Annotated in this window: 11 protein-coding genes; 7 read left to right on the top strand and 4 right to left on the bottom strand. The window is 27.8% G+C overall.

What is annotated here, in order from left to right:
- Nucleotides 1-212: 212 nt before the first annotated feature.
- A complete protein-coding gene (locus EPJ72_RS09795; protein ID WP_147731979.1) occupies nucleotides 213-1,064 on the top strand; it encodes a DNA-methyltransferase in 852 nt (283 codons plus the stop codon).
- Here the strand turns inward: EPJ72_RS09795 and EPJ72_RS09790 are convergent.
- Complete coding sequence (locus tag EPJ72_RS09790; protein ID WP_147731978.1) at nucleotides 1,043-1,630, bottom strand: ScaI family restriction endonuclease; 588 nt, start codon at nucleotides 1,628-1,630, stop codon at nucleotides 1,043-1,045. The two genes, EPJ72_RS09795 and EPJ72_RS09790, sit on opposite strands and share 22 nt — an antisense overlap.
- 234 nt (nucleotides 1,631-1,864) lie before the next feature.
- A complete protein-coding gene (locus EPJ72_RS09785) occupies nucleotides 1,865-3,454 on the bottom strand; it encodes a glycoside hydrolase family 57 protein (RefSeq protein ID WP_147731977.1) in 1,590 nt (529 codons plus the stop codon).
- A 242-nt stretch (nucleotides 3,455-3,696) separates the two neighbouring features.
- On the opposite strand from EPJ72_RS09785, the gene EPJ72_RS09780 reads away from it, so the two are divergent.
- The 5 genes from EPJ72_RS09780 to EPJ72_RS09760 all read left to right on the top strand — a co-directional run bounded on the left by EPJ72_RS09780 (nucleotide 3,697) and on the right by EPJ72_RS09760 (nucleotide 8,885).
- Complete coding sequence (locus EPJ72_RS09780; protein WP_147731976.1) at nucleotides 3,697-4,431, top strand: serine/threonine protein phosphatase; 735 nt, start codon at nucleotides 3,697-3,699, stop codon at nucleotides 4,429-4,431.
- A 94-nt stretch (nucleotides 4,432-4,525) separates the two neighbouring features.
- A complete protein-coding gene (locus tag EPJ72_RS09775) occupies nucleotides 4,526-4,900 on the top strand; it encodes an ATP-binding protein (protein WP_147731975.1) in 375 nt (124 codons plus the stop codon).
- A gap of 92 nt (nucleotides 4,901-4,992) precedes the next feature.
- The gene (locus EPJ72_RS09770; RefSeq protein ID WP_147731974.1) at nucleotides 4,993-8,115 is read left to right on the top strand and encodes a type ISP restriction/modification enzyme; all 3,123 of its coding nucleotides are present in this window, start codon (nucleotides 4,993-4,995) and stop codon (nucleotides 8,113-8,115) included.
- Between the two features lie 136 nt (nucleotides 8,116-8,251).
- Nucleotides 8,252-8,452 (top strand): hypothetical protein, encoded by a 201-nt coding sequence (locus tag EPJ72_RS09765; RefSeq protein ID WP_147731973.1) that lies wholly within the window; start codon nucleotides 8,252-8,254, stop codon nucleotides 8,450-8,452.
- 1 nt (nucleotide 8,453) lies between these two features.
- Nucleotides 8,454-8,885 (top strand): hypothetical protein, encoded by a 432-nt coding sequence (locus EPJ72_RS09760; protein ID WP_147731972.1) that lies wholly within the window; start codon nucleotides 8,454-8,456, stop codon nucleotides 8,883-8,885.
- 111 nt (nucleotides 8,886-8,996) lie between these two features.
- Here EPJ72_RS09760 and EPJ72_RS09755 read toward each other — a convergent pair whose 3' ends face one another.
- Nucleotides 8,997-9,092, bottom strand: a complete 96-nt coding sequence (locus EPJ72_RS09755) for a MetS family NSS transporter small subunit (protein ID WP_014932180.1) — start codon at nucleotides 9,090-9,092, stop codon at nucleotides 8,997-8,999.
- 14 nt (nucleotides 9,093-9,106) lie between these two features.
- Nucleotides 9,107-10,600, bottom strand: coding sequence for a sodium-dependent transporter (locus EPJ72_RS09750; protein WP_147731971.1), 1,494 nt, complete (start codon nucleotides 10,598-10,600; stop codon nucleotides 9,107-9,109).
- A 390-nt stretch (nucleotides 10,601-10,990) separates the two neighbouring features.
- Between EPJ72_RS09750 and rseP the strand changes: the two genes are divergently transcribed.
- Nucleotides 10,991-12,367, top strand: coding sequence for an RIP metalloprotease RseP (rseP, locus tag EPJ72_RS09745; RefSeq protein WP_147731970.1), 1,377 nt, complete (start codon nucleotides 10,991-10,993; stop codon nucleotides 12,365-12,367).
- Nucleotides 12,368-12,392: the final 25 nt, after the last annotated feature.

Genomic DNA, 12,392 nt, shown 5'->3' with positions numbered 1-12,392 from the left:
TTAAATTCTGTGCTATAATCTTTTTTCATAGTAGCATCCTTTTTATTTGTTTTCTGTTCAAAATATTATAACAAGGATACTGCTTTTTTTATACTAAAAAATGTCCAATATCTCATACTCCTAAACAACTATATTTGTATTTTTACTTGCATTCATACGCAATTTGATATATCATTAGTACAATATTATTTTTAATAAAATATTGAGGAAATATGAAAAATAATTTTGAAGAAATAAGAGATAAATTTATTCACTTATTTGGAAGACCTTATTATATAAACGAGCATGGTATTATATTTTGTATTGATACATTAGAGGCCTTAGAACTTATAAATTTTAAATTTATAAATTTAATTATTACAAGCCCACCTTATAATATAGGGAAAGAATATGAAAATATATTACCAATTAATGAATACGTGAATTGGTTAATTAAATGGATAAATAAAGCTTATCAATTAAGTTTAGATAATAGTAGTATGTTATTAAATTTAGGATATATTAATATTGATGATATAGGAAGAGCTATACCAATACCATATTTGATATGGGATAAAATTCCATATTATTTAAATCAAGAAATTGTTTGGAATTACTCAGCTGGTGTTGCATGTAAAAAATATCTAAGTCCAAGAAATGAAAAAATACTATGGTATGTAAAAGATAGATATAACTATACATTTAATTTAGATGATATAAGAGATAAGAATGTTAAATATCCAAATTCAAAAAAAAATGGAAAAGTTAGAGTAAACACATTAGGGAAAAATCCATCAGATGTATGGGAAATAGCAAAAGTAACAACTGGTTTAAATCGCTCATCCAAAGAAAGAACAGAACATCCATGTCAATTTCCAATGGATCTATTAGAAAGAGCTGTATTAGGTTTTTCTAATGAAAACGATGTTGTATTTGATCCATTTATAGGCTCAGGTTCCACTTTTGAAGCTTGCATTAAATTTAACAGATTTTGTATAGGATTTGAAATACAAAAAAAATATTGCGAAATTATAAAGCATAGAATAAAAAATATAGAAAATAATTATAATTTAGTTTTATCATAACTATATAATGTAATTAATTTATAATTTTCAGCATTCTTATCTAATTTAGCTTGCTGTCCTGTCTGAGATTTTTGAGCTATCCAATCCGAATAATCTATCCAACCAAATCTAATATGCTTTATAGATGGATTATTTTCTATTAATTTATCAAAATTAATAGCTAAATAATACCCTGACTTATTTTTACCATTTTCAGATAATGCATAACTTCTATTTCCAAATATGCTATTTTGAGATGATGTTTTTATTTCAAAAGAATATAGATCATTGTATTTACATACTACATCCTTTTCATTAGGATTTCCTTTTCTAAAATCTTCAGTATTTAAATTTATATATTCAGGTATAACATCATGGAGTAAATTACCAACACTTTGAGGCGAAATATTCATGTTTTTCATCTGCAAATTTATATAACTATTTATTGTAGTATTTACAATACTTTTCCAAGATTTTAAACATATATCAACTATATCACTCTTTAATGGATGTTCATTTATTAATTTTTTTGTTATATCAAGCCAACTAGAAACTTCTTTATTTAGATATGGACTAATATTTTTCATAATTTAATTATATCAAAAAATGTTTAAAATATCAAGTAATAAATTTTTAAAACAAATAAAATTCAATTAATGTTATATAAAATTATTTTGATATTTTGTATTTGATTATTTAATAAATTTTTATAATAGCATTATATCTATACATTAAACTTTGAAATATTGTATTACTTTTCTATAGAACATAATTAAAAAGGGAATGTTTATTAACACTCCCTTCATTATTTACCAATTTTATTAACTGTATATTCTGAAATCCATCTCTGGGAATATATCATCACGCCATTCTAATTTACTGAGCCACTCTTCATTTAAATCTCTGTTCTTGATAGCATAATAAAGGTCGGTAAATCTCTTTATATATAGTTTTGTAGTATTAACAGCATAATCAACCATAGTGCCTGTATGCATAATGAAAGCCCAGTCGCTGCTTTGTGCCAACAACAATTCACGTGCAGCCTGATTTAATGCTCTCTCATAAAGACCTGTCTCATTATAGTAATCGTGTGCTAATTCTATCATTCTTTCAGCAGCTTTGTGTAAATGTCTGTAAATCCAGCCATTAGTACCGTTAAGCCAAACTTCACCATAACCATTAGCTCCCCAACTAGACATTGAAGGCATAGATATTTGGTTTACTGGGTGTCTTTCCAAATATTCTTTTGGTGTGATTGTCTCTATAGTGTTTTGGTCATGATGAATTTTTCTCATTAAAAACTCTATAAACATAGGTCCTTCATACCACCAGTGCCCGAATAATTCAGCATCATAAGGAGATACTACTATAGGAGGTCTGTCGTCCATCACTGAAGCTAAATACTCTATTTGTTTTTCTCTGTTAAACATAAAATTACCAGAATGCTCACCTGCAGCCTCCATAGCCCATTCTGGATTATAAGGCTCTTTAGCACAATCTTTACCAGTAATTCTATAATATTTTATACCTGTATTTTTTCTAAGACCATTGCTCTGTATAAACTCTTTTATATATTCAAAAGGCAAATCATATCCAATGTCTCTGTAAAACTCTCTATATCTTGGGTCGCCAGGGTATCCTACTTCAGCACTCCAAACACTTCTTGAACTCTCAATATCACGTCCGAAAGCTGCAACTCTGCTCTCCCTAGAACAATATAAAGGAGCATAAACTCCGTATTTAGGCACTCTATCAGCATACATTATACCATGCGTATCAACAAAGAAATATTTAATTCCGTTGTTTGCAAGATGTTTTTCTAGTCCTGGGAAAAATCCGCATTCTCCAAGCCATATGCCTGTAGGTTTTCTTCCTAAATGCTTCTCATGAGTTTTTACAGCCATTTTTAACTGTGCTTCTATTGCCTTAGGATATTCCTGCATAAATGGGAAAAAGCCATGCGTAGCTCCGCAAGTGATTATCTCTAAATTTCCTCTATCCAAGAAATATCTAAAACCATTTAATATATTTTTATTATACTTATAAACAAATATATCTCTTATCTTTCTAAACTTATCTCTATAAAACTCAGCAGTATGATGAAAATTAGGATCTAATGAAGTTCTCTCTACTTCCATTTCTGCCAATCTTATCAATTTTTCTATGTAATTAACGTATCTATTTTGAAGAAGCTCATTTGCAAGCATATTCATAAGAGGAGGCGTTACACTCATAGTGATTTTGAAATTTACCCCATCATTAACCATTCTATCATAAGCGTCAAGAAGAGGTATATATGTTTCTGTAATAGCCTCGTATAACCATTCTTCCTCTAAAAAGTTCTCATGTTCTGGGTGTCTAACATAAGGGAGATGAGCATGAAGCACTAAAGCTAAATAGCCTTTTGACATAAAACATTCCTTAAATATTTTTTATTTTTCTATAATAATTTCTATAATAATATTATATAAAATTATAATCTTAAAATCAAGACTAATACTATATTAAAAATATCAAATTTTTATATAAAATAATTATTTATAAAATAATTATTTTTTTAAAATACAACTTTAAATCTATTATATCAATAAACTTGAAAAAAATATTTTTACCTATACAATATAAATTAAAAAATTAAGGAATTTAAAATTATATGGACATTTTCTCTTTTACTAATAAATCTAACAATAACAAAACAAATACTGACACTATACTCTTTAACAGCGAAGCAATACTTGGAAGACCGTTAATAATAAACGAACAAGACAATTACAGCCATTTTATAAACTCTATAGAAGGTACTTGTATAGCATTAGTTGCTGATGGTTTGGGAGATACTTTTGCTTCAAAGCTTGCTGTAGATGTTTTTAATGAGAATTTTTTGGATTTAGTAGAACTTGTTGGAGAGCAAGAAGTAATAAACTGGATAATGCATAATTTTATTAAGCTAGAGGTTAATGCTGCCAGAGAATCTGCTTATGATGTTCAAAAATCTATGGCAGGTGCTTCTATTGCGGGGGTATTATATCATAAGTTTGCGGGGGTGTTTGTGTTTCATGCGGGGGACGCCAAAGTGTTTTGCATAGACAAAAACAAAGCTGCTCAAATAACAAGAGACCATATTAATGGATATGCTCTTGAAAACTGTGCTTGTGCAGGCGGCGGACACTACATTACAATAGAAGGCTCAAGAAGAAACAAAAATCATAACTATTTTATTGCTACTAATTCTATGTGTGAGGCTATAGCATCCGATTACAGTTCTTTAGAAGAGGGAGTTTACAATATAATGAGTTTATCTGCAGAAGAGGCTATAAACAAATTAAAAGCCATTAACAGCAATGATAATATAACAGCATTTGGATTAAAAAATCTTTATACTATCTAATAATTTGTCTATAAAATCTTGACAATGCATATTATTTAACTATACTTTATTTATAAGCTATAGAAAAAATACTATATACAATAATATGCTGACTATGAAAATACCAAGTAATAAAAGATTAATACCAAATATATCTGAAATCTTTATTCAGTACTTGCATTCACATAATATAAAAGATGCTGATGCCATGCAAATAGCTTTTGAAGAAGCTTTAACCAATGCTATAGTTCACGGCAACAATAATGATTATAATAAAAATGTAAATATATCATTTAGTATAAAACAGAATATGCTTGAAATCAGTATAAAAGATGAAGGCAAGGGCTTTAATTACAAATCTATAAAAACTAACGATGACGACATTTACAGAAAAAACGGACGCGGCATACTTTTAATATCACTCTACACAGACAGCTTTCACTTTGAAGACTACGGCCGAAAAATAGTAATGAACAAGTACATAAGTTAGTTATATAATTTCAATAATATTTTCTTTATAAGTTGTTTACTATAATTATTTATGAATTATAATAAAAACATAAAAATTGCAGGTTGTTATTTATGGATAAAAAATATTTTGACACAATTGAAGAGTATGTAAAAATTGTAAATGATATAAAAGAAAAAGGCTCTTCTAATGAACATAGTTATAGAACTCCTTTAGAAAATATGCTTAAATTTTTTGCTGTTAATTTATACCCTAATAAAAGTATTAAAATAATTCAGGAATCAAGCATTGATGATGAAGATGATAAAAAAATATTTCCTGATTTTACTATAGTTAATGAAGATGAGAAGCTTATAGGATTTATTGAGTGTAAAGATGTAGGTTTTGATTTGAATAAATCTATTAACGGCAAAGGAAATTATAAACAATATAGAGAACAGTTAATAAAATATTTGTATATTCATAATAATTTGATATTTACTGATTATATTAATTTTATTTTACTTTCAAAAGAAGATGACGGCAATATTATTATAAAAGATGAGATTTGTATTTATGAAAATAAAAAAGATAAGATAACAGAAGAAAATTATAAAAAACTTATAAATATATTTGATATGTTTTTTATAAGCAAAGCAAAAGAGATTGATAAAAAAGATTATTTTCTTTCGCTTCTTGCAAGAAGAACAAAAATTTTGAGAGACTTTATAAATTTAGAATTATTAAATAAAGATTCATATTTAAGCAGAGATGTAAAGGGATTATTTGAAAGCACTTTATTTAAAGATTTGAGCGATAAAGATTTTGCAGATGCCTTCTCACAGATTATCACTTTTTCATTACTTTTTTACAGACTAAGCAAAAGAAAAAATGTTGATTTAAACAGTTTTAAGGATATGCCTGATTATATACCAATATTTAAAGAGTTTCTTTTGAAAATAGATATAAACGATTTTAATAATAACGGTATATTTTATTCTATAGTTTCAATAATGAATGCTGTTAATTCTTATAATGAAAATATATTTTACGGGGAGCTTTCATATAAAGAAAATCATGATAAAGAAGACCCATTTATATATATGTATGAATATTTTTTAAAAGAGTTTGACGAGAAAACAAGAAATGCTAAAGGGGTGTTTTATACTCCTATAGAGGCGGTACGATATATTATAAAATCTATAGATGAGCTTTTAAAAGACAAACTCAATATAAGCGAGGGGCTTTACGGAGAGAATGTGCATATACTTGACTTTGCTGCAGGCACTGGAACATTTATGCTTGGGGCTATAGAGCTTGCATATAATAATGCCAAATCAAGCGGTATAGGAGGCGTATGGGAGAAAATAGTTTCAGAGTTTATATTGAAAAGACTTTACGGCTTTGAGTTTTTAATAGTGCCTTATGTGTTGGCACACTTTAGAATACATGAATATTTGAAAGATTTGAATTATGATTATAAGAATAGGGAGAGACTGCAATTATATTTAACTAATACTTTAGATAACAGTGCAGGCGGTTATGCGGCAATGTTTCCGAATATGAAAGCTGAAGCTGATATGGCTTATAAAATAAAAAATGAAGAGCCTATACTCGTTATAATGGGCAACCCTCCATATAATTCAAAGTCTGAAGAAATAAACTGCAAAGAATGGATAATAAATTTACTTAAAGATTATAAACAGAATTTAAATGAGAAAAAAATAAATTTAGATGATGACTATATAAAATTTTTAAGATTCGCACATTGGAAAATGGAGAAAACCAAACAGGGCATAATAGGAGTAATAGTAAATAACTCTTTTATAAACGGTGTTAGTCATAGAGAAATGCGTAATCAGCTTATGAAAACTTTTGATGAAATATATATTTTTGATTTGCATGGCAATATGAATAAGGGAGAAAAATGCCCGGACGGCAGTCAGGATTTTAATATTTTTAATATAAAAGATGTAGGAGTATGCATAGCATTATTTGTAAAGACTGGAATAAAAAATAATAAAAATAGAGGAGTATATTTTCAGGAGATTTTTGGAAAGCAAAATTATAAAAAAGAATATTTGATTGATAAATCTGTAAACATAGACAGAGAAAATAAAAAATGGAAAAAATTGGAAGATGATGAGAAATGGCATTGGTTTACTGAAGTAAAAAGCAATGAAAAATATTTGAATGATTTTAAAGGTTTGCATGAGATTTTTGAAAATATAAACAGCGGAATAGAAACAAAAAAAGATAATTTAATTATACATATTTCAGAAAATAAATTAGATTGTGCTTTAAATGATATAAAAAACTTAGAGTCAAAAGAAATATGTAAAAAATATAATTTAAGCATATCTGAAGATAGATTAAAATCTTTAAATAAATGCAAAATAGAAGTATTAAACAATGAGGGCAGTAAAAAATTAATACATTACAGACCTTTTGATTTTAGAAATATTTATTATACACATAATACAGAAGGCTGTATAGCTAGACCTAGATATAATACAATGAAACATATTATTGATAAAGATAATATAGGTTTAGTATTTACTAGATTAGTTACTTCTCAAACATATCAGCATGCTTTAATAACTGATAAAATAATTGATTGCCATATAAATAGTTCAAAAGATTTTGTAGCTCCGCTTTATATTTATGAGAAAATAGATGCTTCTAAAGAGTTAAATTTTGATGAGGAGTGTAAGCCTAATTTTAAAGCTACCTTCTTGGATTTCCTAAAAAAATACTTAAATGGCTCTCTAATCAAAAGCGAAGATTATCCATACAAAATATTATCCTACATCTACGCCGTGCTTTATGCTCCTTCATACCGCTCCCGATACAAAGAAGACTTAAAATATGATTATCCGCGTATTCCTTTTACTGATGACAGCTCTCTATTTTCTTCTCTTTCCTCTTTAGGCTCTGCTCTCATAGATTTGCATTTGCTTAAAAAAGTGCCTGCTCCTTCTTCTTCCTACCCTGTTTCAGGCGATGACAATATTGACTTCTGCAAGTTTGAAGACAGCAAAATAAAAATAAACTCTTCCCAATATTTCGACAATGTAAAAGAAGAAGTATACAATTATTCAATCGGCGGTTACAAGCCTATAGAAAAATATATAAAGGCTCGCGAGACTCTTACTCTTAACAGCATTATGCATATACAGAAAGTTATTAGTGTTATTGAAAAAACTATTGAGCTTCAAAAGAGTATTGATGAGGTTTATAAAAAAATTGATAAATAGAATTAGTATAATTTACGGTATGTAAATATACTATATTTTTTTTATTTTATTTACTTGACAAATATTGTTTTTATGCTAAAATTTGTGTGGATGGAATTTATATATTTCCGATAGTTTTAACAAAAAGGAGGGGATTATGTATTTTGAAAGCACAAAAGAAGAAAAAAAATTACTTAATCTCGCTTTAAAACATAGGGAAGAATTAACTCAAAATGACTTTAATACTATTGTAAGTTTTTGCTACAGCAGAATAGCACAAAAAGAAATTAATAATTCTATAGAAAAATATATAATTCCTACATATAATAAAATAATCAAAAGAGCAATAGAAAAATAATATGTCTAATAACAAAAATAATAAAGAAAATATTAATAAAGAACAAAATCAAAGTATTATTAATAAAAACGATAAAACTTCAACAATACATAATCAGATAGAAAGAACTTTATCTATGGTTATGCAATCATCTAATCCTATAGTAAAATTATCTGAAGAAAATATAAATAAAATGATAGATGTTGAAAAAGAAACTATACAAGGAAAAAATAATGATAGAAAAGATGAAAGAAAATTTATTTTGATACTAGTAATATCTTTAACACTAATTTTTGTATCATTAATATTATTTATACTTATTATATTTAAAGACAATACTGAATTTTTAAAAATTGTTATTCCTCCAATTATAACTTTGGTATTAGGCACTGTCAGTGGTGGAGCAGGAGGATATGGAATAGGATATAAAAGAGGCAGAAATTCTGATGAATAATTTAACAATAGATTGTTAGATTTTTATTTGTATCAAATTTTATATATAAATTTTTAATAAAAAAGGGGGATTTTGTCTCCCCCTTATATAAATCTTTTTAATTATTTATTTTTATTTCTTTCTAGCACCTATGCTTACAAAAAAGATAAAGCCGCCCCATATTACTATAAGGCTAAGTGCCATAAATATTGCAGAATCTGGACTCATATTCATCCCTCCTATTAACTATTTAAAGTTCTGTCTTTAAGTTTAGCAAGTACTATACCAACTACAAAACCTAAAATCGGCATAGACCAGCCTAATATTATTAAAGCAGCTTGAGGATAGTTTCCGTTTCCATAAGGTTTTTGGAAATCGTTTATAAGTTTTAAAGCCAACATTACAGCTAAAAATATTGGAGTTAAAAACTTCAAACAGAAATCCCACCATAATCCAACTCTAAACTCACTCACTTTATTAATAAGCTCTTTGAAATCTCCTAATTTGTATACCCAAGCTATTAATACTATCTCTATAAGACCGCTTACAACTATGTTATAATTATTAAGGAAGGCATCCACTATATCAAGTATGTTTAGTCCGCTTCCTGTAGCATAAACCATAGAAATTAAACCCTGTATTAATATTACTATAACAGCAACTTTTTTTCTGTTGAAATGGAACTTGTCTATAAAAGAAGATATAACAACCTCAGCAAGTGATATAGCAGAAGTAAGTCCTGCAAAAGCAAGCACCAAGAAGAATACTAAACCAAATATTCCGTTTAAACCAGGTAAAGCATTAATAGCCTCAGGGAATACCATGAAAGCTAAACCTATACCGCCGCTTCCAGCAACCTCAGCAACTTCTTTACCCTGAGAATAAGCCATATAACCCATTATGCTAAATACAGTTAAACCAGCAAATAAACTAAAGCTAGTGTCAGCAAAACCAGTCATAAAAGCATTATTAGCAATATCAGAATCATCAGGCAAATAACTAGAATATGTAATCATTATACCAAAAGCTACAGACATACTATAAAATACTTGACCATAAGCAGCAATCCATACTTGCGGATTAAGTAATTTAGAAAAATCGGGCTTAAACATATAATCAAGTCCTGCCAAAGCACCAGGTAAAGTAATACCTCTAATAAGTATGATTACTACAAGTATAGCAAGCAAAGGCATAAAAATTTTATTAGCTTTTTCTATACCATCTTTAACGCCGCCTATAACAGAAACTAATATTATTATCCAAACTATAATTAAAGGAATAGCTACTCCCAAATTAAAATTTCCAAGAGAAAAACCGCTTTCTAATTTCAAATATTCACCAGTAAAGAAACCAACAGTATCAGTTCCCCATTTTAATCCTTGAAGCGAAAATAATCCATAAGATAATGACCAAGCAATAATAACAGAATAATAGATAACTATAGCAAAACAAGTAAATACTTGAAGCCAGCCTAACCATTCCCATTTTGAGTTGAGGAATTTTAAAGCTCCTGGTGCACTTCTATGCGTTTTATGCCCAATAGAAAACTCTAATATCATAATAGGTATACCAGCAGTAAGCATAGCGATGAGGAATACTATCATAAAAGCTCCGCCGCCATTAGATGCTACCATATATGGGAAACGCCATATATTACCCAAACCAACAGCAGAACCTATAGCAGCTAATATAAATCCTGCACGAGTACCCCACTGCCCTCTGTGTTGATGACTCATAATCGACTCCTTTAAACTTTTTAATATAAAATTTATTATAATATATAATTTTCTTATAAATATCAATACTTATTGTAGAAATTTTTTAAATATTATACTCATATAAATATTAAATTATTGTGTTATTTATCACATTAATTTTAGTATAAAATATATTATTGAATATACAAATTATTATATAAAAGAGTTTTAAAAATTTTTTTGAAAATATTTTATATTGTTTTTAGTATTTGCATTAAAAATAATTTACATAAATTCTATTGAAATATATTAAAAATATTATATTATTTTTCTAATTTAAAAAATTAGTATTGAAATATTTTATTATACAATATATATTAATTAGTAATAATTATCAATAAAGATAGTATTTAAAAAGGAGGCTCAAAATTGAGTTGGATAGGTGCTATTATATTATTAAGTGTTCTTGTGTTCGTACATGAAATGGGACACTTACTTGCTGGTTTAGCTGTAGGCATAAAGGCTGAGGCTTTTTCAATAGGCTTTGGACCTATAATATTTAGAAAGACTATAAAAGGAATAGATTTTAGATTCTCAATCATACCGTTTGGAGGATACTGTAAGTTTAAGGGAGAGATGTCAGAAGATGGAAAAGTGGAAGATGATGATTTTATAAGTATGTCGCCTTTAAAAAGAATCATAGTATATTTTGCAGGACCATTTTTTAATTATTTATTTGCTTTTTTACTTCTTGTTATATTAGTATCAATACCTTCTACAGTAGATTTATATTCTCCAACTATAAGTGTATTCAAAGATGCTAGATACATGCATTCAAAATCTGGAAGCACATTAGCTTATGAATACGGTATGAGAAGCGGAGATACTATTACAGCAGTAAATGGAGTTAAAGTTAATTATGATAATGATGTATTAAAACTTATAAATGAAGAAGCTATACAAAAAAATGCAGATAATATTAACTTTACATTAAATAGAAAATCTGCAGAAAGCGGAAATATTGAAACAGTAAATATATCTATACCATCTGTAGAAATATTAAAAGCATTAAGCGGAGAGAGAGCATTGGGATTTTATTTTGGCGGAGATTTGATTATAAAAAATGTAGTTAGGAATTCTGCTGCTGAAGAAGCCGGTCTTCAAGCTGGAGATAAAATATTAGCTGTAAATAATATAAAAGCTGATAATATAGCAGATTTCAGACCTCTTGTAATGGATAATGCTTTAAATAAAATTACTATTACTGTTTTAAGAGATGGTCAAGAGATAACAAGAGAAGCTATGCCAAGACCTGTGGAATCAAAAAATGGTACTTATGGAAGTTTAGGTATAGAGTTTATGGGTACGCCTGTAAAAGTTGAAAAAATAGAAGGCACACCTTTTCCAAAATCTATAGCAGAGGCTTTTAAAGAAACTGGTAAATATATTGTTTCTTATGTAAATGGATTAAAACTTTTATTTACAGGCAAGCTATCAGTAAGAGAAAATTTAGGAGGACCTGTAAGAATAGTACAGCTTTCTTCTCAGGTAATATCTGTTAGTGTTGATAGAATTAGAACTATATTATCTTTTACTGCTACTATAAGTTTAATACTATTTTTAATGAATCTTTTGCCGCTTCCTGTTGTAGATGGGGGTATGATAGTATTTTCTTTTATAGAGCTTGTAATGAGAAGACCAATTAATAGAAGTGTGCTTACAAAAATACAAGCTTTTGGAGCAGCATTTTTAATAACTCTTGCCATATTTATAACAATAAACGACATCACTCAAATATTTAAATAAATGAAGGTTTTAAAATAAAAAATAA

The organism is Brachyspira pilosicoli (assembly GCF_008016535.1).
In the GTDB taxonomy this organism is placed as follows: Bacteria; Spirochaetota; Brachyspiria; order Brachyspirales; family Brachyspiraceae; genus Brachyspira; species Brachyspira pilosicoli_A.
The sequence above is the reverse complement of the archived record's forward strand: the minus strand, read 5'-3'. Positions and strand labels throughout refer to the sequence as shown.

Coding starts and splice junctions, on each gene's coding strand:
- EPJ72_RS09795 (WP_147731979.1), top strand. CDS start 213: ATGAAAAATAATTTTGAAGAAATAAGAGATAAATTTATTCACTTATTT.
- EPJ72_RS09790 (WP_147731978.1), bottom strand. CDS start 1,630: ATGAAAAATATTAGTCCATATCTAAATAAAGAAGTTTCTAGTTGGCTT.
- EPJ72_RS09785 (WP_147731977.1), bottom strand. CDS start 3,454: ATGTCAAAAGGCTATTTAGCTTTAGTGCTTCATGCTCATCTCCCTTAT.
- EPJ72_RS09780 (WP_147731976.1), top strand. CDS start 3,697: ATGGACATTTTCTCTTTTACTAATAAATCTAACAATAACAAAACAAAT.
- EPJ72_RS09775 (WP_147731975.1), top strand. CDS start 4,526: ATGAAAATACCAAGTAATAAAAGATTAATACCAAATATATCTGAAATC.
- EPJ72_RS09770 (WP_147731974.1), top strand. CDS start 4,993: ATGGATAAAAAATATTTTGACACAATTGAAGAGTATGTAAAAATTGTA.
- EPJ72_RS09765 (WP_147731973.1), top strand. CDS start 8,252: ATGTATTTTGAAAGCACAAAAGAAGAAAAAAAATTACTTAATCTCGCT.
- EPJ72_RS09760 (WP_147731972.1), top strand. CDS start 8,454: ATGTCTAATAACAAAAATAATAAAGAAAATATTAATAAAGAACAAAAT.
- EPJ72_RS09755 (WP_014932180.1), bottom strand. CDS start 9,092: ATGAGTCCAGATTCTGCAATATTTATGGCACTTAGCCTTATAGTAATA.
- EPJ72_RS09750 (WP_147731971.1), bottom strand. CDS start 10,600: ATGAGTCATCAACACAGAGGGCAGTGGGGTACTCGTGCAGGATTTATA.